Origin of the sequence: Lacipirellula parvula, from assembly GCF_009177095.1 — a bacterium.
Taxonomy (GTDB): domain Bacteria; phylum Planctomycetota; class Planctomycetia; order Pirellulales; family Lacipirellulaceae; genus Lacipirellula; species Lacipirellula parvula.
Window position 1 is genome coordinate 4,256,242 of the sequence record NZ_AP021861.1, and the last position, 22,684, is coordinate 4,278,925.

Genomic DNA, 22,684 nt, shown 5'->3' on the forward strand with positions numbered 1-22,684 from the left:
CGTTTATTGCCGACGATGGTGAGGCTCGGTCCGACGTGATCACGACCTTTTCACCTTCAAGAAAGCTCGCTTCTCCCAATGTCTCGGTAGTCCAACGTTTCGAAATGGGCGGGCTGCGTCTCCCCACCCAACATGTTTCGAGCAGTTGCACAGCGCCCTTTGCGAACGTGGCTCTGCTACAAATCCAAAACGTTGCTGACCGATGTCAAACTGCATCGTTGAATGAGGCATCTCGAACGCGCCAGTCAACATTCCCATCGCGTATCCAGCTGCCATCGAGCCAGCGGTAGAAGTTAGATAGCCGACCGTGTGTAGCTGTCGTTGATTACCACGCCAGTACTGGTCAGGGTCATCACCTCTCTTCACGGCCTCGCGGGCCTGTTCCTCGCGTGTAGCGCGCTCTTCATCGCTCATCAGTTCATAGCTCAAACCGGCCGCATCGATTCGGCCCTGACAGAAAGCACAAGGGAGGTCGGGGCTGTAAAGCGTGAACTCGATCAACTGTTCCGTGATCCGTCCACTCTTGCCATCCATCCCTACCCCCACGTCGAGGCAGGGGAGCAAGTAGTGTCGTGAAAAATCGCTGAACGCGACTCGGCCGTGCAATGAGTCGGTGCAGCCAAGCACAATGTCACACCGAAGAAGTTCGTCTAACGCATTTTCGTGAAGGATGTTCCCAACTAGACCTGTGACAGCCGTAGTTGGATCGATTGCCCTGACCAACTCGTCAAGAACGTCTACCTTGAAAGGCAGCGGACTTGACTCCAAATGTTTCCTGTACAGTCCGTGAAATCTTTCGTGATTCGAATTCGCCACGCGCTGTGGTTCAACTAACACCAACTCACCCGCGCGCGCGCGTGTCAGGACGTGTGTGGCAGGCGACCCCGTTCCACTGCAACCCACCACGCCGATGACGCTTCGGCGGAGGCGTGTAACAGAGGGTGCTCCGATCAGTTGTTCGAGTCGCCGAGAGGTTGATTCCTCCCCGTTTGCAGAATCGTCTTGATGTGGCAGAAGTTCAGATCGAATCCGCTCGATTGACGAACCGACAGTCAGCATGTCGACCAGCGGCAGCCAGGTCCCACGGTAGTAAACACGTCCCGAGAAAGTGAGCCCCGATGCCTCGCTGCGTTGAAGAATGAAGCTCAAATAGGGCGCACCGTTAGTTCTCGCGGCGAATTCCTTCGCAAAGTATTCGTCCATGTCGTCGTCTAGCGGACTTGGGTACGTGCCGTATCCCTCCGGGTGCGAATGCACCACACCCACTCCCAACTCCTTCGCGCTCTCGGCGCTTTGGAGGGCGCGAAGACTGTACTGATCCTTAAACGTCGTAAGCGGCGTTTGACGATCGAGGTCGCCCGCCCCCGGCCAAAGACCATCGAGGTAGCTGAGCGCCAGCCCCCAGCTCGTCTTGCGCCACCCAAACCGGAAGAAGGTCCCCCACTCCCGATCCGGATAGCGTTGAAAAATGAATTTCTCAAGGGCGCGCCGATCCGCTTCGCGAATCCTTAGAAGCGCGTAGCCGAAGTCGACACCGAGCGTGATTCGACTTACTGAAGATCGTGCAACCATGACATCACCTCCACAACGTAAGTATGAAATCCGTGCACGGTCGGGTCCCACGCGGGGCCACCACCCCCGTTATGTGGGTGATAACTGATCTGTCGCCAAGTGCATCCCAGCGCTGTGGTGAGAACCTCCTGCGGCTGACCCTTTACCTTGCCGATTAACGGCGAATCAGTCCGCAGATAGGCAAGATCGAGCATCTGCGCCGGATAACCTCCCGGCACTGGCACGAGCACGTCGGTTGTGCCGAAGTTTCGTCCCGGATGAGTGCGCAAGTCGTGGAAGATGACGACATCGGGCCCGGTCAGCACGGTGACGCGCTGTCCCGACGAAGCCAGCAGGTCGATTTCACGGTCAATGCGCGACCTCTCGAAACCACCAGTCACTTCTTTCCGAACTACGTCAAAGACTTCGCAGCCTTTGATGCAAACCGTTTCGTCCAGCGCAACTTCTCGATTTCCGTCAGAGACGAACCAGACACGCGTGTCGCCCGGCTTGTCCGGGTAGACGAGAGCAGCGATCTCAAGTCCAGTCATCCGGCTCTTCACGCCCTGAGCCTCACTGAAGATCCGGGAGCTTACCGTGATCTTCAGCTCTGCGTGAACTTCACGAGAAATGAAAACCGGCCCATCTTCGAAGAGGGCGGTCGCATCGATCGCTATCGGCACGTCATGTGTTCCGTCCACATCTCGCAACACGTCCGAATGTGTCGAGAGGCTAAACAGCGAGCGCAACGTTTCACCGCTTAGCTCCGGGCGGATCGTAATCTCAGAAACGTCGTTAAGGAACCATGCGCGCTTGGCGATCTCCTGGCACGCGCCACGCCCGGTCACTTCGCATCGCTTCAACCGGTAGAAAACGTTTCCTTCGGCCAAGTCGATCATGTCTCCGTCATCAAAGACCACGTCATTGGGCGAGTTGTGGTCGCGAACGAGCACGTAATCGGACGGCACGCTGGCAAGTTCCTTGGCAAGAGCGACCGGCACTCGCCGCTGCGGCATGGGCACGGTGACATCATCAATCGAGGCGGCCCACTTTCCGGTTGCCCGGTTATGCGAGCCGCCTTTAACAGGCCCTACAGCGTTCAATACAGCTTCTTTCTTCATGGGGAGTACTCCAAAAACTAAATGGTTTACACGCGGCGACCGCAACATGCTGGCCACCTGTGCTCATTATACCAAATTTGCTAAGTTTGACAAGCAGAAACTTATATTGCTTGATTCACTTAGCAGGAAGGCGTATCCTAGGAGCTGGAATTCACCACAAAGGCAAAGACCATGGCCAAGAAACCAGAGCCCAAGACCAACCCTGAGAAACCCGTCGAAGCAACCAGCCCCCAAACGTTAGGCGACTATCTCGCCAGCATTCGCGCGATTCGGAAACTGAAACTCCGTGATGTCGAGGAAGCGACAAATAAAGAGGTATCCAACGGATACTTGTCGCAACTCGAAACCAACAAAATCACCAAGCCGTCGCCGCACGTGCTGCACGCGTTGGCAAAGGCCTATGTGATTCCTTACGAAACACTGATGCAGAAGGCGGGCTACCTTCCCGCTTCCACATCTCCCGCGCCACAGGTGTTGCGATCGGCCTCAACCCCGCAGCACGGCCGCGTCCCAACATTCGCAAATGAGCCCCTGACGCAGGAAGAAGAGGAAAGTCTGCTTGAGTATTTAGCGTTTCTTCGATCTAGGAGGGGTAAGAGTGGCAAAAGCCAATGATTATTTGCTTCCCGACGCTCAGCGCGCTCTGATTCAGAAGCATGCGAAGCTGGCCTTGGAAAGAGCCGGAGCATTTGGAGTTTTTCCAACTCCTATCGACGAAATTCTGGACGCGTCAAAACTCGTCGTTTCGGATGATGATTTAGCGGACGAGGGACTGATCGCGCACTTTCGCCGTAAGGCCAAAGCTGCCGGGCAGAGTCTCCGTCGAGCGATAAATAAAGTGATGGGCGCGCTTGATGCGGTAGCGAAGATTATATATCTCGACCGCACCCTTCACGTCGCCAAGATTGCATTCATCAAACTCCATGAAGCGGGACATGCAGTACTGCCATGGCAACGTGACATTTACAGTCACACTGAGGACTGCGAAGTTACCCTTGCCCCAGAAATCGCAGAGGAATTCGAACGCGAAGCAAATACTTTCGCGGCTGATGTGATTTTTCAGATCAATAAGTTTACCGAAGAAGCTAATCAGTACCCGTTCGGCATTCTCGTGCCGGTGCGATTGTCAAAACGCTATGGAGCCTCAATTTACATGTCTGTGCGTCGCTACGTGACTGAAAGTCATAGAGCGTGCATGGTCTTAGTTCTGGAGCCACCGAAAATTGCGCCTGGAGGTTTTTCAGCAGAAATGCGGCGCGAGGTCGCGTCGCCATCCTTCCTTCAGCAATTCGGACCGCTGTCATGGCCAGCGTCTTTCGGTCCAGATGACGAGATCGGGCGAATCGTCCCGCTCTACGGCCGAAAGATGTCACGACCGCGCGAGATCACCCTCGTTGATCGCAATAAGGTTCAACACAAATGCGTCGCCGAAGCCTTCACCCAGACACATCAGGTATTCATCCTAATTCACTCTGTCGCGACTCTAAAACGCCTCACTGTCTCAATGACTGGATAGTCCCCTAAGCGGAACAGGTTTGGGCTATATCGGCTATATGCGGTTGGTCTCGGCCTTTGTTCACGCGGCTAACGGTAATTGCATCGAACGGCTTCACGATCTTGCGTTGGTATCGCAGCACCTCTGGTGACACTCGGGCAAGATTACCTGCATGACGCGCTTGATTGATCAGTCTCAGAAGGTTTAACAATTGCTGCCGCACAGGGGCGTACGGCTCGTAAGGTAGACAGAAAAGTTCCCTCGCAAGTGTCTCAGCGGAACGTTTGCACGCGTTCTCTTTGAAATAGGCCTTAAGTTCTGCGTACCGTTCACGATCAACCTGTACCCTGGAATGCCATCCAGAATCCGGTTCCGCCGGAGCATCCGCTTCCTTTCTCAGGAAGCCACCCGGCTTGTAACTTATCGAGTGGCCAGCGAACTTGATCGGAACTTTTCTGACATCTCGTATTGTCGCTGCCTCCTCCGCAAAGAAGTGATGCTTGCCGTGCGTTGCGAGTAGGAGAAAGAATCTCTCGTACCTCAAGTACTGAAGGTTTGCGAACCCTGCCGCCTTACGCCGCCACCGGCTCTGGCGTGACATCGAGATTCCGTACTTAACAAGAAGCTTCTCGTCCAGCGTTCTTGGATCTTTACCCTCGGGCAACCACCCCGACACGTAGAACCAATACCCGTGCGGCAAGTAATTACTTGCCAACTGCTGAATAAATCCTTCGACTGAAGTTGCTGCGTACCTGTACTGCATACGATCACATGCTTCTCTACGAATTAAAAATGAGGGCTAGTTAACGGCCAGCCCTCGATGCCAAAATCTTTCAGTGAAACAGCTGCGAAAGAAGCTCGGGTGGAGTTCTTTCACGGAAGTTTGAATAAGCACTTCCGATTGCAGCTGTCGCGTAACGCCAGCAAAAGCCCGCAGACTTGAGTTCTCTGCGAGAACCTCCTTTCTCGGCGCCCATTCGGGGCGGCCGAACTGTATTCCAAGTTCGACCGCCCCAATTTATAGGCGTACCGCAAGAACTAACCTTCGGTGGCACTCGTCGTGCTGAACATACACGTCGACTGTCCACCGCCAATTGCTGCCACAGGACGCTCCTTCTCCCGAAGAAGCCTCGTGAAGCCGCTATACCTCCGACCACGGAAAACAGCAGCCGCAGGCTGTCCGCATGGGACCGCCTTAAGCCACCTTGATCTTCTGTCTGGCACCATGCCAGTCAGCCCTTTCGTCGTCGCTAATGTGCCCGGCACCACCCGTATGCACGCGAGCGGGCTTCGACTGCCTTGCCGAAGACACCGTCCGAAACAGACGAGGCTCCCGCCTCGACCGCTTTCGGCTTTCTACTCAGGCCACACTCCCTCACTACGGCGTTTCAATCACCTGACTGATCAAGGCCAGGCACCGGGAACCACCCCGGCAGCCGCAGCGATTCCTGCGTTAGTCATGCACTTCGATTCTCAAGTCACGTGGCTATCGGGTGTTATCCCGAGGGCTCACTTAGCTCTATGGCCGGGCTTCCGCCACGGCATAGTTTCCGTAGTCCGACGACTACGATTTCAGGGGGCAGAACACAGAAGCTCCTCCCTTACCCATGAGCTAAGGCTCTTCGCCGTCAGCGATTCCCGATCGGGAATTTGTCTGACCTATTCGGCGACGTCTCTTGAGACTCTGACCGGTAAGCCCTCTCGGGCCTTTCATGGTAGAGCTATTCACCGTGGGTTTTTTCGACCCATCGCCGGACGCGATCAAACGTCCGATCCCGTTTATTGCTAAACGAGAGCTCCCCACACCGGCGCATGTTGAACGAACCCTTTCAGGTCACGAACCCCATGGGCGGATTTGCGGTTCATAAGACCGCTCACCAGCTTTGAAACATGACAGCTCCAACGGGACTTTCCCGTCGGAACAATTTCCGCATCGCCCTCATTCCGAAGACTACGCTATTGGATAGAACGCTGAGATTACTCCACTGCGATACAAAGGCAGTGGGATTAATTCAGTGAGCCTCCATCGAACGAAGCGAGCGTGTCTCCACGCACTTCGCTCTACTGGCGAAGCGTTTGACAGGCGGTTAACCCTGTCCCCTTAGCGAGCTGGTAGGCTCGTTTACCGGGTACGCTTCCCAAACAGAAGATCTCAAGTCAAAGCGTTTGCATCGTTGACGATCGCGGGACCTATCCACCGTCCCACATGGGGCGAGTCTAGCGCAGTTCAAAACGCTACTGAATCTTTAGGTGAGGCGAGATGGAGGTTTTCAGAGCCCTCGTCGACTCAGAACTCTCATACATCATCTCCTCCGCCATCTAATTGGCTCCCTCGCACCATGCGACTGCCTCAATAGTTCACCCAACTTTACAATGCGGTTCCGGCATGCTACTCGACCGAAGTTCATTTTAACTCCAAAGATCGACATGCCATTTAGTTCACCTTTTGGGCCATGGCGACCCGCCGCTAGGGTCAACTATGCGTGCTTCAGCTGGACTGGCCCTAAAAAGCACTTCGATTCTCCAGCAAGAGAGCGCCTATTTTGGTTGTGCAGGATTCGCTGGGGCGCATTTGCCGGTCATTTCCTGTTCATCGCCGTTGCATTTTACATTCTGAATCTCTCTTTGAGATTGACTCCGTTCATTCTCGTCCAGGCCGCACTCGCTTTGACGAATCTCGGACTCCATCTCTCACTTCGCCACCATATTGCACATCTAGAACGGCTAAGCGCCTGCATCCTGACTCTCGATGTCTTGTTGCTAACTGTTCTGCTTACGTCATACGGGGGCTATGCGAATCCCTTCAGCATGATGTACTTGGTGCACGTGGTCTTAGCCTCGCTACTTCTTGGAAACGTCGGTACGTGGGGCATTGCGACCCTCTCCGGTATCTCGTACGGAAGTCTCTTTATGTGGTATCTCCCCCTCCCTGGGATGCATATGCATCACGCCGAGAGTTCGACCACCTTTGATCTTCATCTTCATGGCATGCTCGTAGCATTCATACTGATCGCGTGCCTCATCGCTGGATTTATTTCGCGCATGCGCCGCTCAGTCGAACAGAGTGAAAGAGAACTCACCGCGATGCGAAGCAACGAGGAGCGGTTAATCGCACTGACGCAGCTAGCAGCAGGCGTTGCACACGAGCTTGGCACGCCGCTGGGGTCCGCCATGATAGTTGCATCCGAATTGAGAGCTTCAATTGATCAGATGAGCAGCCGTGATGTCGCCGACGAACTCGACATCATGTTGACAGAGTTAACACGTTGTCGAACTATTTTAGGCAGAATGCGTGCTGAGTCAGGCACTCTCGCCTCTCAGTCCAATACGGATTGCACAGTCGAAGACCTTTTGAAATCCGCCAAAGCCCTCTTTCCCACTCGTCCAATTTCGCTATCTAGCCCAGACCGCACCGCCATTGTCTCAATCCCTTTCGATTCCGTCTTACGGTCGCTATCAGCTTTGATCTCAAACGCCATAGATGCGACAAGTTCCGGAGGTCGAGTCTCGCTCACAGTTTTCGCACGACCGAGATGGATGGAGATCCTGGTTGCCGACGATGGTCCGGGAATGGACCACTTAACTCTGAAGCGCGCCGGAGAACCGTTCTTCACCACCAAAGACCCAGGACGTGGTACCGGACTGGGACTTTTCCTATGCCGAATGTTTGCTACCCGTGCGGGAGGGAATCTTCAGCTTTCCTCGAAACCAGGTCACGGCACGGTCGCGATCCTAACTATTCCGCAATAGTCTATGGAACACCGGAAACAATTCGACCTGCTGATCGTTGATGACGATGATCCATTCCGCGAACTAATGATTAAAGCATTTACTCGACGGGGACTTTCAGCGATCGGCGCAAATTGCGTAACGCATGCCATCGCTTTGTGTGATGACATAATTCCGAGTAAGGCGATTCTCGACCTTCGAATGCCAGGTCCGTCAGGACTTGTGCTTGTCGAGTTCCTAAAGAACAAGTTCCCAGAAATTCAGATCGTGATCCTTACGGCATTTGGAAGCATCGTGTCGACTGAAGCCGCCATTAAGCAGGGAGCTTCTGCCTATCTCATAAAACCGTGCAATATATCTGACGTATTGGCCGCGTTTGAGCCATCCTCTCAACAAAGCGATGTCCCGGTTGACTTTCCATCAATCGCACAAGTTGAGTGGGATTACATACAGCGTGTACTCCGCGACTGCGGCGGTAACGTGACTCGAACTGCGCAAGTCTTGAATCTCGACCGAAGATCGCTCCAGCGACGGCTCGCTAACCCACCGAATCTAAAGTGAACCATCGCGGCATTTTTGCCGCATTGATTACTGTGCCTCACTTTGCTTGATTACAAGCTGCTAAGGTTTTCATCTTGTTCTCTTGCGTAAAGGAGGTGTTACGTGTGTCCGATGTGTTGGGCAACAGCGTTGGCGACTTTCGCGTGTTTTTTCGGCATTTCTCTTGTGTTGGTGGCTGGGAGCGATCTGTTCGTCCTTGTCATCGCGGGTGTGCTATCCGGCACCGCACTGCTTCACAAATTAGAAGAGACAGTGTGGTTGCCGTGGTGGTGGTACGTCGTAGTCGCTTCGATACTGACGCTACGCGTCCTGTATATCGGCTTTGTTCACAGGGATCGTCTGCTCGTTGTACATGCCTGGAATAAAGCTAAGGCGGTTTCGAGATCACGTTGCAAGACAGTACCGATTAAGCAGTGAGCGTTCTACAAAAGGTTCTGACCCTCCTATTCAGGGTTTGTCTCCCCCACTTCGAATGATAGGATTCGAAGTACTTTTATCTGGTCCATCGGGGCCGGACATATATGCACCCGTAAATGAGGTGAATCACAATATTAAGGAGCAATGACATATGTGCGTAGATAACAAGGGATATCCATGGGAACGACCAGCGACAGAGGCTGACGCAGCGACAATCGGGGAACATTTTCCGAACATCGATTTCGCGGAGTTGTTGGCGGTTATGTCCCAGGACATGGCGAAGCCCCTCACAACCGACCTTGTCCTGATTGGAGCGATGCTTTCTTCCTGCTCCGATGATCTCGGAATGTGCTATGTGCCATTCACCGGCCTGGAAGCAGGGAGCAAGAATATGGTTAAGCTGCCTGTAATGGATCAGGTTGTTGATTGGTTCGAGAATTCTGCACTCGGCACTGACATGTGGCACCATGCATCCGACTGGTGCGAGAAACGGCATGGTGGCCGATTTCATTTCTGTATGAATTGTGGATGCGGATTTGTCTCTCTTGAAGCGCACCAGGATTCTCGTTGGAAGTCATGGCAAGTGCGATTCAACCTAAGCAGAGCATCTGTCTTCGGTGCAACAAGCGTCGTGCGCCGTGATTTGAATTCGATTCTGAACACTGACATTACCGATGCGCAGCTTGCAATGTGGCATCGCATCCGAACGTGCTTGGAATCGCTTCCGAGCTATCAACACGTGAATTTGGACCGCGCTGCCTAAGCGGCCCGTGTTTCAAAAAGCTGGGATCGGTGTAATGCGCCGGTCCCGTCTTCTGACCTTCCTCCAGCCAGCTCCGACCTACCCAACTACGACCCTTGACCCAATACCTAAGACACACACAGCATTCGATCCAGCTCCTGATCGATAATTGTGTTTCGGTAGCCCGTAGTTAGAGCTTCAGAACCGGATTCAAGCGCCCGCTCCCATCCACTAAGGACAAATGAATCAGCGTGCTCGAAGGCAAGCTTCTCGATTGCTGCCTTCTCTGAAACTGATAGTCCCTTCCAATAGGCTCGTCGCGACTCGCGTTTTCTGTCTTCAACAGTCAGTTGGATCTCGCGAGGCTTTAAGACTTCCTTCGCTTCTAGTTTCGATGCCGGGCTGACGGAGTAGTCGGCCCTGATCGCTCTCACCAAGTACCCGCCACCATTTTTGATGGCCAAGCGCTTCTCTTTTGGAAGCTGGTCGAAAGCCGCAATCTGCCTTTCAATCTGACCAGCGGAAAACTCAGTCGCGATTTCCTCAGCGACTGTTCGCGTAACACCACGCTCAACTAACTTCGCTGCTGATCTACCTAGTCCCTTTTCTTCGGCCACCGCGATTTGCTTTTCACTTTTCTCTGCGATGACGATCCAATTTCCTGGACCACGTTTCACGAACCGCTCGTGGCGTGACATTGGCTTAATGAAATGGATTCGCTCCAACTCCTGAAATGCGGGTTCAAGCTTCCGCTTTAGCTGGCCTGTATCGTAGCTCCGGCTGAGGCCTAGATGCTCACAGGCGAACACGCGGATATCAAACTCCCATCGTCGCTTGTGATAGAAGCGTTTATCGAGAAATCGATAGGCTTGTCGCGCCGCAGCGCCGTCTAACTGGAAATAGACTTCGAGGTTCAACTTCTTGATGTAGTTTGCCGCAAAGCTCGCGAAGATTGTTCCGTTCCAAGTGAGGGACGAAAGTGGTTGCTCTCCCGCCCCAACCGACTCCCTCCCGCGAAGATCGACCGATTCCAAAATGTGAAACGTGCGATTGCGCCAGCTCTTGCCTTTTAGATCCCACCACGCGCGATTGTAGAAAAGCGTGACGCTCGCAAGCACGTTCAGCGAATGTTCGAGCCGCCGATACGATTTCCCGCCGTCATCCCATTTCAAAAACTTCACCAGCTCATATCGCGTGAAGTGGACAGTCGGTTCGCGAAACGAATTTCGGCATTTCGTTAGATGGATGAGGGCCAGCAGCACATCGTTGTCGCGTGCAGTCGGCAGTCCGAATTGATCTGAGCCTGAGATCGTGAGCTTGCGATTGACTTTCTGCTTCGCTCCCTCGTCCCAGACCTGGTCTTCAAATGAAAATGTTTTCTGTCCCTGAGGCACTCGATTCGCAATTGCGGCAAGCGGGAACTCGGCAAGGTTCAACTCGTCGCGACCATCGGTCAGATCGAAATTCCACAGCGGCTTCCAAGTCTCTTCTCTTAGCTGCTCTTCCATCCCCTTTCCCGCTTCGTAAATAAAACACCACCAGCTTGGCCCGTGTTGTTGATCTTTTCTTATAGTTAATAACAAGAGTTACCTCTCGCTAACCTCGCGCTAGTGCTGGCGAATCGCTTCGCTTTCCTGTCTCGGTTCCCGGTACTTTGCAGGATTCCCTGCCTCAGTTCCCGGTAAACTCCTGTCTCACGTCCCGGTGCTTAGCTGCCCCGAAACCCAGTAGTTCTGTCTCAAATCCCGGTACCCCGAGATAAGGGCTAGTGACACTCAAGAAATTGATTGAAAAATCTGCCTCAGTTCCCGGTAAGCGAATTTGCCTACGGGAATGAGATCGCTGAACGCTAGATACAAAAAGTCTGTTGACAGGAACAAAGTGGCGGGAATAGAGTTCGTGTGTCACCAACGATTCCTATTCCTGCCCGCTCCTACCAAGGCGTGCAGCTAGCAAAGAAGCCGACTTACCAGGTCGGTTTTTTTGCGTCTTCAATCTGATTCACCGGACTCATCACAGCCAGAAGGCAAACGGAAGGTCCGGCATTTTAACCGTCTTAAAGTTACCTCTCCAATTCAAGATCTGACAAGGATCTTTTTGAGAGATCCGCGATCACTCGCGAGCGAGAATCGCGTCGCTTCGGCATGATTCTATGTCAGCATGTTTGCAAGTTGGTTTGCTTGATGGCTGGTTTGCTGACAAGGCCGCAAGCGTGTGTGCAGGTCAGTAAGTAAGGCCGCACGTCAGATGGTCTGCACGTATGCCTGTCCGTAACTAAGCAAGTAATCTTGTTTGCATAAATACTATCTTGTCAGCACGTCTGCATGCGGGCTAGCGTTGTCCGCATGATGATTGTCTTTGCAAACACGAAGGGCGGAGTAGGGAAGTCGACCCTCGCCGTCCACCTCGCCGTCTGGCTTTTCGACCGTGGGGCCAAGGTCGCACTTCTCGACGTTGACCGGCAGCTCTCGGCACGGCAGTGGATCGAAGAAGTTGAGCCTCAAATTACAGCGCGCACAGCGGGCACGCCCGAAGATGTCCTCTCAGAAGCCCAGAGTTTGGCTGAGTCGCACGATTTCGTCATCGCCGATGGTCCGGGTGGTCTGAACGATTCGAGCCGCACACTTCTCATTCTGGCCGATCTCGCGATCTTTCCGATCTCGCCCTCGATACTCGATTTGCGGTCGGTAGCCGAAGCGACTCAGGCGCTGAAATATGCCCAGTCGATCAACGGTGGAAAAGTTCAAGGGCGACTCGTCCTGAACCGCATGCGAACGCGGGACAAAATCTCTCGCGAGATGGCAGAAGCGGCGCCGAGCCTCGGGCTCCAAGTGACGAAATCACACATCCGCGACCTGCAACCGTACCGCGACGCCGCGCAACAAGGCACGGTCGTGACACGAATGGGGTACAAGGCAAAGGAAGCTGCCGCCGAACTGACGCAGCTCTTCGTTGAACTAATGACCGACAAACTTGCGTTCCTCGGAACAGAGGAACAGCCGAAAACAGGAAAGGTAGCAGCCAATGAATGATCGACGTTCCATGGGAAGCGCTCTTAAGATGACGCCCGAAGTTAGTAAGCTCGGCCCTGAAGCGCTCGCCTTCATCAAAAGCGGCGTTCCTGCGAAGGAGCCCAATCCTCCCGTTCATACCGTTGAGCTGAAGACTGAGACGGTCACCGCACCAGCTCCAGTGGATACTGCTGCTGAAGTAGTCCCAGAATCAAAAGAGCCGAAGGCCAAGAGAACGCAGAAGGTTCAGGCCCCTCAGTACCTCACCAACCGCATTACGGTCTCCATTACCACCCGACTGGAACAGCGCACCGCCGACGCCTTGCGTCGTGCCCACCTGGAACAGAAACTCAAGAATGTCCGGCCCGCCACCCAGCAGGAGATCATGGAACTCGCCGTTCAGGGTTGGCTAAAGGACAACGGTTACCTCGATTAGCCCTTGTAAGTGCAGCAAGTCAGCCGCCCTCCAGGGAATCATTCTTTGGCTGCGGTTTTTCTTAGTCCGTGCTATAATTTAGACATGCTACAGATTCCACTACCTCCAGCGACCGAAGAGATGCTTCGGGAACGGGCGAAGGCCAACGGCGAAGACGTTTCGGCGTACGCTGCCCGCTTGCTTCACGACGCCTTAAGTGCGCCGTCTGTGGATGAACTCCTTGCGCCATTTCGCAAGCAGGTTGAAGAAAGCGGAATGTCTGACGGAGATCTCGACCAACTGGGCGAGGAACTCCGAACTGACGTGTGGCAGGAGCAGCAAGCCAGGAAAGCCAAAAGCGCGTGAGTACGCTTGCCGTCTATGACTGCATGCTCTTTCTGCGAGCGGCAGCCCGCCCTCGTCTCGCACGGCCCCTTTTCGATTTAGTTTATCAGGGTGACGTGACGCTCTGTCTCGGACCAGAAACGCTGGCCGAGATTCGCGACGTTCTTACCCGACCAAAACTTCTCGCGAAGTTCCCAGCCCTGACCCCTGAAGCAGTTGATGCCTTTCTCGCTCGCCATCTTCGCATGGCGACTTGGATTAACAACGTGCCGGAGCACTACGTTCTTGCCCGCGATCCCAAAGACAGCAAGTACATTAACCTCGCTGTTGCCGCTAACGCTCCCTTCCTCGTCACTGACGATCAGGATCTGCTGGAGTTGATGGACTCTTCATCGGTGGTGGGAACGGAGTTTCGCAACCGCTTTCCAAGCCTTCGGATTGTCAGCGCTGCTGAGTTTGAGGGAATTGCAACGCCTCCTTCTCCTTAAGGCCCGCCATCGCGGCGATCCTGTCTTCGGCTGCACTCTTGCCGCCTCCCCGCTCGCGTCTCCAGCGGACGATTCCCGGACGCTGCCGGGAAGTTACGGCAATAGTAGTGCTGATCCTGCGCGGCAATGATGCATTCAGCCGCCATATCACCGCCCAAACTTTTTTTTGAGTAGCGATTTCGACGGTGGCACTATGACCAAACCTTTTGATGTTTAGGAGGTCCTCGCCATGAATGAATCGAAGCAAGAACTAAAGTCCGACGCGAAGAAAAAGAGCGCAGCAGCGGAACCTGAGACTGCCGAGCCAGTCCACATGATTAGAGAAGGCGCCGTCGCGGCATCGATCTGGCAGCGTCAATCGCTGTCAGGTTACGCCTACTATGACTTCTCGCTTTCCCGCTCCTGGAAAAGCATGAGCAGCAGCAAGACAGGCTACTCACGGAACTTCTTCTCTCGTAATCGTGAAGAAGTGCAGCTGGTCGTTGAGAAAGCGTGCGACTGGATCTCCCAGCGCGAACGCCAGGATGAAGCGTCTGAACCCGCTGCATCAAGTGACGCGAACAGCGCCGCACTCTGATCCGTTTGTTATTGATCCGTCCCGATTTGCTCTTTGTAGTTACGTGGTGAGTAGAAGCCTAATCACCGAGCTCTCATGGAAGGAACGCAAGCGCGCTTCCTGCATGAGAGACCGGTGGTGCAACAAAGGTTTCAATCGTGGTTGTGTATCTAGGGAATAGCACCGTGCTATTCCGACTCAATCGCCACTTCTACAAGGAGCTTTTCCATGGAAAAGCAAAACCTGACTCGTGCTTCGCAGGAACTGTTCCGGCGAAGTCCAGACGAGTCGTTCGAATCCCTCGGAGCCCTTTCAACTTATTGCAGCGCGAAGCGTGAGCAATCAGTTGACGTCTGGCATCCGCCAAGTCAGATCACGCCGGAACTTGTCGGCGAAGACTTCGGCGTCAGGCTCGGCTCCGACGGAGCGTTTCTCCTAAATGACTGGAGCTTTTCGCAGCTCTGTAAGTGCGCCGCAGTCGGTAAAGAGACCATCAATCGTCTCTCTCCCCACACGGCGGCTTCGGCATTGAAAGAAACGTTGCCGCGCAGCAACAAGCCGCTTCAGTTCTATCACAGGGATCAGGTAATTCGATCGATTCACGGAACGGGATACACCCGGCTCCATGATTCGGACGTGGTTGCCATGCTGCAAGAGTTCGCAGTCGACTTCCAGCCACCCCAGGTCGGGATGAATGGAGCGACGGGCCTCTACGCAGGAGAGCAGGATCTATTCTGCTTTCTGATTGATCCCCAAGGCTGGACTGAAATCGAAGGCGAAGCTTTCGCTCCCGGATTCTTCATCTGGAATTCGGAGGTCGGCAAGCGTTCGATCGGCATCGAGACGTTCTGGTTCCAGGCAGTGTGTCAGAACCACATCGTCTGGGACGCGACAGAGGTCGTTGAGTTCACCCGCAAGCATACCTCAAGCGTTCACTCAGCACTCACTGAGATGAAACGAATCATTGAGGCACTTGTCGCGAAGCGCGACGAGCGGCGTGCGGGATTCATCGAAGTCATTGGCAGAGCAATGCGCACGAAGCTCGGCGATGACGCCGACGAAGTGCTAAAGACGCTGACGAAAAACGGCATTGGCCGTAGCGTTGCAAAGCAAGCGATGGCAATTGCCGAGCAGCAGGGTCGTTTCACGATCTTCGCTCTCGTCGACGCCCTCACTCGCATGTCGGGTGAGATCGTTAACGCCGGTGACCGTACCGACGCTGACGAAAGGGCAGGGGCTCTTCTGGCCTTAGCCCAATAGCTTCGAAGTTTCTCTTTCCAATTGGTTTTTCATCAGTTCTCACAAATAAGGAAGTCATCAATGGCTACTTCTTCGCAACAACAATCCGAGAAGGCTCGCCCCGTCCACGAAATTCGTCTTGGACGCATTAAGGCCGCCATCTGGGAAAATGAAGTCAGTACCGGCATTCGTCACAACGTCACCTTCCAAAGAATCTACAAGGACGGAACGCAGTGGCGACAAAGCGACAGCTTCGGCCGCGACGACTTGCATCTCGTGATGAAGGTCGCTGATCTCGCCCACACTTGGATCTACGAGCAGGGACAAGACAGCGGCGCGAATGATCGAGCAGCGTAGAAATTGAGAGGTTCTTACCGATGCATTGCACCACCGGCCCTCTCTTTTCTTTCTAGAGGCATCGTATGCAACATGACCTTCTCTTAAACAGTCTGCGTCACCAGAAACGAAAACGCATGACAAAGCTCCTGCGGATCGTTATCGCGGCGACTCCATTGGCTGCTCTCTGGCTTCTCGGCAAGTGAAGCCATTCACATCCGACACCACGCCATATTTCTGAGGCCGACTACTCGGCGGGCACGTTCACGACAGCAGCGAAGTCTCGCAATCGTCGTTTTTGAACGTGGGAAGCTCTCCGGCTGGAGAGGCTGTGTCTTCTGACATTGGACGGTCTTTGAAAGCGGGCAATTGCTTCACACAACATCAACGCGGTAATTCACTCGATGACAATTAACTACTGGTACTCTGTCTGTATCGATTGCAATGCGAAGTGGTTCGCCCAATCTACGATGGCAGCGTGTCCGCGCTGCGAAATCGAGCATCAGTCGAATGAGTGCATTCATCCGCCGTGGCAGAATTCAAATTCCAAGAACCCCTCAGACTCCGACCAACAAAGGCAGGGTGGGGAGGCTGAAAGAGTGATTGCTGAGGAGAACGCCTTCATCGCCCTATCATCATCGGGGCCAAGGGCCTCGCGGCCTCAGCGGGGCGAGCCCCGACGATGATAGGACGACGAAGGCAGGTAGAGATGCAGGTGAAGACGCTTCGCTTAGCAGTTGCAGCCAGCGACTCCCACCGCTTCGATCACGGAATGGCCGAATCAGTTGCGGCGGCCAGACGATTGAGCAACATTTCATTCGTTACCATTCACAGCCAGACGTCGAAATCGCCACAAGCCGCATAAATTCAGCCCCAGAAGAACGAGTGTAGACGGTTCAGGAATGGGCGATACCGAAGTTGTGGTGACCCTTCCGAAGTTCTCTTTCCACAAGGTGAGGTCATCCGCATCTATTACGCCGTTCAACGAGCCATCGGCCTCAAGTTCGGTCGTGGAATGAAGGGTGCGTTGCCAGAGGAGAAAGTCGCCTCCATCGACAACGTCATTGTTGTCATAGTCCCCGGGGAGCTTCGCCGCAGCATTGATTTCTTTTGCAGCGATCTGGAAGTCCTCAACCGACAGGTTGTAATTCAAGGCAATTAAGAACGGCTCTGACGATCCATAGCTCGGCGACGTTAGCCGGGCGAATAAACCGTAAGCACCAAACTTCGCCGCTGGGGCATCGTCCAACAAATACAGAATCGGATGTTGGTGCGTCCCTAGGTCAGTGGATAGTGGCTGCAACACTTGCATCGACGCCCCCGTAGTCGGTGCATCGAATTGCGTTAGTACGACGTTTCCCAACAGCCGCTGAGAGGCCATTTCAAGAGTTGGGTTACTCGGAGCGATATCAAGCTGCTGCGATTCCTTATCCCAAAACCACATCCACCGCAGCGGTCCGTTCGGGAGGGTGAAATCCGGTCTCGCAATGACCTCGATATTCAGCTGGCTCTCTGCTTCCATTCCATTCACATCGTACCCCGGCAGCGTAGAACCGAGAGTGAAGCCCGGCGCAACATCCAGGTAGGCATCCTCGTGGTCATCGAAAGCCATGCTGACGAAACCACCGGGCGTACTAAGACCGCCGCTAACAACGAGTCGACCATTCGTGACATTGACATGTATCGGGTTCCCGTGGCCGTAACAGATTCCTGCCGCCAGCGCGAAAACCATCGCGAGCGTGTATTTCATAGTTAACCTCCTAGCCTACTGAGGCTTGGAAAAATCAAATCCCTCATCGACCCACTGCTTTATTTGATCGGAGCTTATCGTCTCAACGTGGGCGTCAAGGAAAAGGTAATTTGAGGCGCTAAAATGTCTCTCTAGATGAATGTCCTGCTCTATTGCCCAGGTCACAAAACCACGCTGGATGTTAAGTGGCGTGAACCAGTTCGATGCGTGGGCGTGCTCGACGATTTTCTTAGGGTCGGCTCCCCATTTGTCTGCAATTTCAAATCCAACCATCGTCCGATGGGTGCTTTCGATCTGACGTAGGAATCGCACTTTGTCGGAGACCTGGTTGGCAGCAATGTCATTAATGATGAAATCATTGGCGACGTAGCTACTACCCTTGATAGCCAGGCGCTCGTCAGCAATCGGGTCTTCCGGACAGATCCGAATGGCATCAACACTCTCCATGTATGGAGCAAGGGTATCGACCCAACTAAGCGTCTCGCCGAAGTGGACGTTGTGTGGAAATTGCCCTTCGTTTGAATCGCAAAAGCCGATGATCGCAAAACCAATCTGTCGTAGTTGGTTCTTGCAAGCGGCAGAGCGCGCGGAAGCCCGCGCGCTCTGTACCGCCGGTAAGAGCAATGCAACCATCGCGCCGATAATTGCGATAACCACTAATAGTTCGACTAGTGTCATCGCCCTTCGGGCTACGTGCATTGGATCAGCCTTATCGCTTTCGACGCAGCATTGCACAACTGCCCAAAGCAAGAGCCGCAAGGCCCAGGCTCGCAGGCTCAGGGATGGCCGTCATGGCCTGGATGGCTCCTGCGCCAATTCCCTGTTGCTGCGCAAATGCAAACGTCGCCGCACCGGCTTCCGTGGATGTGACTCCCTTTGGCAGCACGAAATAAAACGGGTCCGACTCAGTGAGCGTCTCGTTCGACACTTTGAGGCTGAGAAGGTAAACGCCGTCCGCTAATGTGCTGGTATTCGAGACGCCATCGCCTAGAAACCGGAAACCCATGCCTGTGTGAGCTTCGTCGCTGGTCACCGTCAAAGGATAGGTGAGCGATGCAAAAGGCCCGCTATCAGTCGTCGTCGCAGTCAGCGGATTTCCGCTCACCGTCTTATACAACTGCAATTGCGAATCACCCGTATCGACGAAGCTCGTTCCATTCCACTTCTTCAACCCGTCCACGATGCTCGTCGTGTAGTTCCCTGTCTTAAACGGATGGGAAGCTGCATCAACGAACCCAACTCCAGGAGCGATGCCGGGACCGGAACCCGTGGTTCCGGGTGGCTGCACAACCCAGATATTGGAAACGCTCGTCACCGGCAAAACGTAAATCGACGTTGCCGGGCTCACGGGCGTGTAGTCGTCGATCATCACTTGTCGTGTGATGATCTTCCCGCTTTCGGCGGTGAGTTGAATCTGCGGACCGTGCCCCCAGGCGGGAGCAACGGACGTGGCTAGGGAAGCCAAAGCAATAAGACACCAATTTAGACGCATTAGACTTATACTCCATAGTTGCTGAATCATGCGCGCACGATCTGCGCTAACGCTAGAAGTAGCGTTTCAAAAACACACAAACGTGGGCGCCATCAAAACAATTCGTGACAGCAAAAGACGAACGCTATGCAGCGTCCGGTGGTGGAGTCGCCACGTCATAACTTGGCGATAGGTAGAGATCAGACCGAGTGCCCGGCAACTCGCTAACTTCGAGAGCGGGAGGACCGAACGCGTAGTGAAGCGGTGGAAGTGCAGGAGGTAACATCCCCACTGATACGCTGATGCCGCGACACTTCAAAGCGGTGACGAGCAATACGATCTTGCTATCGGATGGCTCACGTTCGGAGCAAGCACCATCGCTACAGCATGCGTTGCGATGTTCGCAGCAAGTCGGTTTCGCTGACAACTCTCTGCGGGCTGCTGCGACCACAAAAATAGGGACTTTTACCCCGTTTTTCTCGGCCCATTCGATTTTTTGGGTATTCGTGAAGCAACAACAATCACGCCAGCAAGTTTCAGCGTCCGTGCAGCCACAGGGGCAATTCTGACAGGGGAATGGGTCGCCAGCATGCTGGGTAGAGCCAGTAGGCAGAGGTACGCCGATTGCGCCGATAATCATCGCCAATGAGGCGATAGCTGCAATCAATCGATGCTTACGACGCACGGACCACCCCCGAACCCTCGCGATTAGACAGCGAGGCAAGGGTGATAGTTTACGTTGTGCGGAGAGCAGCGACAACCATTTACTGAGATTTAACCTGTCAGCAACCACCGATGCCGGGAGTCGAGGTCACGCACCGTAGGTAGCGCCGTGGCCATCTGGATTTCCATTCCACTCTCTACCGATCCGGCATCATATGGTGCTTTCTGCCACACAACTATGGAGCCAGAACGGTACGCCTCTCGATACTCTCTCATGAACGACGCTCAGTTCTCAGCGGACCACGTTTCCTCGTTCGGCTCGGGGTATCACACAGAATCCGCATGCGTGACAATCCACTCGGGCTTGTACAAGGATAAGGGCATCCCCAAAAAGGCAAGGCAACTGGATTCCAGCGCCCAACAACACCAACTATCCCGTCATGCGGCTCTACTGTCCGAGAACGGAAGCTCCTTCAATCCTTCCAGCGGAGGAAGGTTTGTGGAAACCACCCGACATCCTGCTAAGTGGGTAACGATTGCTGCGCTACTACTCAGGACGTGCGCACTCAAGCGAGTTGCGTTTCTCAAGACGGCAAGGTTACGTTCACTCGTCAGAATAGCGCCGAGCGACGGCAACCCAGACGTAATATACCGGCACACCGAAAGCGATAGTGAGCAGGGAAATGGACGAGATAACTGGACGTTCGTAAATAACGGCTCCAGTTAGCAGCGTGGTCCCCACTAGAAAGACCGCCGGTACAAGAGGATAACCAGGCGTCTTGAATGGCCGTGGAAGATCAGGCCTTCTGCGGCGTAATACGTACACCGCATTCACTGTTAGCATTGAAAATGCCGCCAGGCCTACGCCTGAATAGAGTAAGATCCACTCGAACGAAGTGGTCCAGAGTAGTATCAGCGACCAGGCGCCCTGCAATACGGTAGCGATCACTGGAGTACCACGAGTCGAGATTTTACCTGCCCCTGCGGGGAAATGCCCCGCACAGGCCATCGCATAGATGACTCGTGGGCCCGTTAGAATGTAGGCGCTCACGGAAGCAAGCAGCGTCAGCCCAATCGCCACTGATAACCAATCGGCGATCCGCTGACCATACAACCGTTCTGCCGCAATCTGTGCGATCGGTGCGATCGCGTCGATGTTGTCTGGCGTGCCGACGATCGCTCGAACGTCGACGGCCGAAAGTGCCAATCCATACGTCGTGTTCAACATGAGGTAGAGGACGATCACTAAGCCTGTGCCTATCAAGATCGCGCGAGGCATCTGCTCCTGCGGCCGGTCGACCTCACCGGCTACGTACGCCGCAGCGTTCCAGCCAGTATAGGCGTAAGAAATGTAGACCAATGACGACGCCATCGTGATTAATACACTTGGCGTCAGTGGCGGTCGGTCGACGAGATTTTCCCATCCGCCCCGACCTGCCACCAGTCCGGCAATCGCCATCGCGACGAGTATCGCGATTTTCACGGCGGTCATCGCGCCCTGCGTCAGCATTGCCGAACTACGGCCTCGGCAGTGCACTAGCCCTAGACTGATGATCATCACCGAGGCGACCGCCTGTTGAGGAACTCCCGTCGCGTTGTCTAATCCTAGAGGGGCGAGTAGGTACTCGGCCGCTGCCCACGCCGACGCGGCGATCGGACCGCCGAAGCCAATCAGGAAGGACACCCAACCCGAGAGAAACGCCGCCAAAGGGCCATACGCCTCGTAAAGGAACACATAATCACCGCCGGTGCGCGGCAAAGAGGCGGATAGTTCGCAAAGCGTCAGTGCTCCGCACATCGCCAGCACCCCGCCGATTACCCATAGGGCTAGCATTAGTTGATTGCTGCCGACGAAGTAAACCGTGAGTCCCGATGTCGTCATCACTCCTGTGCCGATGGTGCTTGAGACGACAATGAAGATTGTCGTCATGAGGCCGAACTGCGGACCAGATTGCGGCGATTCTCTTAGAGACCCCATTACGATTACGGATTCCTTCGCGCATCTTCTTTATCCGAACCCAGCAACTCAGCCAGGTTTTGAATACGCCGCTAATTCTTGGTGCCAACGACGATGTAATGCCGTGGCATTGATTCGCGAATGGTTTTGACTTCAAAGCCAGCCTCTTCGAGTTGCTTGGTCACTTGGTCCGGCGTGATCCGCATCGCTTTCGGCGGCCCGACTTCCGCGTCGACGGCATAATCCACCACCACAAACCTTCCGCCCTGCTTCAGGCCGTCGTACACCTTCTTGGCGTATGCCTCTCGACCGTCGAGGTGATGCCAAGTGTCGAGAGTCAACACTGCGTCCATGGATGCGGCGTCCAACTCCGGATCGTTCGCGTCCACTTTGCGAGGCACAATATTCGCCGGACCTAGTTCAGCTTTTCGTTCGGCCAGATACTTGACCATCTCCGGCGACGAATCGATGGCTACGACTGTTCCATCTTGCCCTACTGCCTTACTCAAGGGAGCCACCATGTAGCCCGTCCCCGCGCCGATGTCGGCGACGGCGTCGCCGGGCTTCAAGGCTAGGGCTTTGACGATCGTGTTCGGCTGTTGCCACTTGTCACGTTCTGGATCGTTCCACTTCTTCTGCATTTCAGCAGGATCTGCAAAAGGGTGTCGATGTTGGTGATGGTTATGCATACGATGTTCCTCCTGTTGAGCTTCTTGTTGAGCGGTCGTCTTCCCGTTGGTCTCAGCCGCAGCGACTTCCTTCCATTCACTGACCCATGCGATGCTGACTGCAATTGCAAGCACGACCACAGGGTTGGAACTGATATTCATAACTACG

The 22,684-nt window shown here is 54.3% G+C and carries 20 protein-coding genes; 12 read left to right on the forward strand and 8 right to left on the reverse strand.

The features are described from left to right. Positions 1-39: 39 nt before the first annotated feature. Positions 40-1,572, reverse strand: coding sequence for a ThiF family adenylyltransferase (locus tag PLANPX_RS16550; RefSeq protein ID WP_152099801.1), 1,533 nt, complete (start codon positions 1,570-1,572; stop codon positions 40-42). Then, complete coding sequence (locus tag PLANPX_RS16555; RefSeq protein WP_172992115.1) at positions 1,551-2,672, reverse strand: E2/UBC family protein; 1,122 nt, start codon at positions 2,670-2,672, stop codon at positions 1,551-1,553. Before PLANPX_RS16555 ends, PLANPX_RS16550 begins: the two co-directional genes overlap by 22 nt. A gap of 171 nt (positions 2,673-2,843) precedes the next feature. Here PLANPX_RS16555 and PLANPX_RS16560 point away from each other — a divergent pair, with 171 nt between their 5' ends. The 5 genes from PLANPX_RS16560 (at position 2,844) to PLANPX_RS16580 (ending at position 9,637) form a co-directional block, all read left to right on the forward strand. Next, positions 2,844-3,287 (forward strand): helix-turn-helix domain-containing protein, encoded by a 444-nt coding sequence (locus PLANPX_RS16560; RefSeq protein ID WP_152099803.1) that lies wholly within the window; start codon positions 2,844-2,846, stop codon positions 3,285-3,287. Further along, positions 3,271-4,188, forward strand: coding sequence for an ImmA/IrrE family metallo-endopeptidase (locus PLANPX_RS16565; protein ID WP_152099804.1), 918 nt, complete (start codon positions 3,271-3,273; stop codon positions 4,186-4,188). The genes PLANPX_RS16560 and PLANPX_RS16565 overlap by 17 nt, the downstream gene beginning before the upstream one ends. Positions 4,189-6,594: 2,406 nt before the next feature. Further along, positions 6,595-7,917 carry a sensor histidine kinase gene (locus PLANPX_RS16570; RefSeq protein ID WP_172992116.1) on the forward strand — a complete coding sequence of 441 codons (1,323 nt, stop codon included), beginning with the start codon at positions 6,595-6,597 and terminating at the stop codon, positions 7,915-7,917. 3 nt (positions 7,918-7,920) lie between these two features. Continuing rightward, entirely contained in the window at positions 7,921-8,457 is a 537-nt protein-coding gene (locus PLANPX_RS16575; protein ID WP_152099806.1) for a response regulator transcription factor, read from the forward strand. A 568-nt stretch (positions 8,458-9,025) separates the two neighbouring features. Beyond that, entirely contained in the window at positions 9,026-9,637 is a 612-nt protein-coding gene (locus PLANPX_RS16580) for a hypothetical protein (protein WP_152099807.1), read from the forward strand. 107 nt (positions 9,638-9,744) lie between these two features. On the opposite strand, the gene PLANPX_RS16585 is transcribed toward PLANPX_RS16580, so the two are convergent. After that, positions 9,745-11,124 (reverse strand): replication initiator protein A, encoded by a 1,380-nt coding sequence (locus tag PLANPX_RS16585; RefSeq protein ID WP_152099808.1) that lies wholly within the window; start codon positions 11,122-11,124, stop codon positions 9,745-9,747. Between the two features lie 837 nt (positions 11,125-11,961). Here PLANPX_RS16585 and PLANPX_RS16590 point away from each other — a divergent pair. The 7 genes from PLANPX_RS16590 (at position 11,962) to PLANPX_RS16620 (ending at position 16,027) form a co-directional block, all read left to right on the forward strand. Beyond that, the gene (locus PLANPX_RS16590; protein ID WP_172992117.1) at positions 11,962-12,648 is read left to right on the forward strand and encodes a ParA family protein; all 687 of its coding nucleotides are present in this window, start codon (positions 11,962-11,964) and stop codon (positions 12,646-12,648) included. Then, positions 12,641-13,063, forward strand: coding sequence for a hypothetical protein (locus PLANPX_RS16595; RefSeq protein WP_152099810.1), 423 nt, complete (start codon positions 12,641-12,643; stop codon positions 13,061-13,063). The genes PLANPX_RS16590 and PLANPX_RS16595 overlap by 8 nt, the downstream gene beginning before the upstream one ends. Before the next feature lie 45 nt (positions 13,064-13,108). Then, on the forward strand, positions 13,109-13,408 hold the full coding sequence (locus PLANPX_RS16600) for a hypothetical protein (protein WP_152099811.1): 300 nt from the start codon (positions 13,109-13,111) through the stop codon (positions 13,406-13,408). Next, on the forward strand, positions 13,405-13,875 hold the full coding sequence (locus PLANPX_RS16605) for a putative toxin-antitoxin system toxin component, PIN family (RefSeq protein WP_152099812.1): 471 nt from the start codon (positions 13,405-13,407) through the stop codon (positions 13,873-13,875). The genes PLANPX_RS16600 and PLANPX_RS16605 overlap by 4 nt, the downstream gene beginning before the upstream one ends. Before the next feature lie 229 nt (positions 13,876-14,104). Then, entirely contained in the window at positions 14,105-14,452 is a 348-nt protein-coding gene (locus PLANPX_RS16610; protein WP_152099813.1) for a hypothetical protein, read from the forward strand. Positions 14,453-14,959: 507 nt separating this feature from the next. Continuing rightward, on the forward strand, positions 14,960-15,691 hold the full coding sequence (locus PLANPX_RS16615) for a DUF932 domain-containing protein (protein ID WP_232536146.1): 732 nt from the start codon (positions 14,960-14,962) through the stop codon (positions 15,689-15,691). Between the two features lie 60 nt (positions 15,692-15,751). Beyond that, the gene (locus tag PLANPX_RS16620) at positions 15,752-16,027 is read left to right on the forward strand and encodes a hypothetical protein (RefSeq protein WP_152099815.1); all 276 of its coding nucleotides are present in this window, start codon (positions 15,752-15,754) and stop codon (positions 16,025-16,027) included. A gap of 793 nt (positions 16,028-16,820) precedes the next feature. Here PLANPX_RS16620 and PLANPX_RS16625 read toward each other — a convergent pair. The 5 genes from PLANPX_RS16625 to PLANPX_RS16645 all read right to left on the reverse strand — a co-directional run bounded on the left by PLANPX_RS16625 (position 16,821) and on the right by PLANPX_RS16645 (position 22,677). Beyond that, positions 16,821-17,756: a PEP-CTERM sorting domain-containing protein gene (locus PLANPX_RS16625; RefSeq protein WP_152099816.1), complete on the reverse strand. Its 936-nt coding sequence runs from the start codon at positions 17,754-17,756 to the stop codon at positions 16,821-16,823. A gap of 15 nt (positions 17,757-17,771) precedes the next feature. Continuing rightward, positions 17,772-18,455 carry a type II secretion system protein gene (locus tag PLANPX_RS28475; protein WP_152099817.1) on the reverse strand — a complete coding sequence of 228 codons (684 nt, stop codon included), beginning with the start codon at positions 18,453-18,455 and terminating at the stop codon, positions 17,772-17,774. A 10-nt stretch (positions 18,456-18,465) separates the two neighbouring features. Further along, positions 18,466-19,125, reverse strand: coding sequence for a PEP-CTERM sorting domain-containing protein (locus PLANPX_RS16635; protein WP_172992118.1), 660 nt, complete (start codon positions 19,123-19,125; stop codon positions 18,466-18,468). A gap of 1,369 nt (positions 19,126-20,494) precedes the next feature. Next, complete coding sequence (locus PLANPX_RS16640; RefSeq protein WP_198421747.1) at positions 20,495-21,820, reverse strand: APC family permease; 1,326 nt, start codon at positions 21,818-21,820, stop codon at positions 20,495-20,497. Positions 21,821-21,939: 119 nt separating this feature from the next. After that, a complete protein-coding gene (locus PLANPX_RS16645) occupies positions 21,940-22,677 on the reverse strand; it encodes a class I SAM-dependent methyltransferase (protein WP_152099820.1) in 738 nt (245 codons plus the stop codon). Positions 22,678-22,684: the final 7 nt, after the last annotated feature.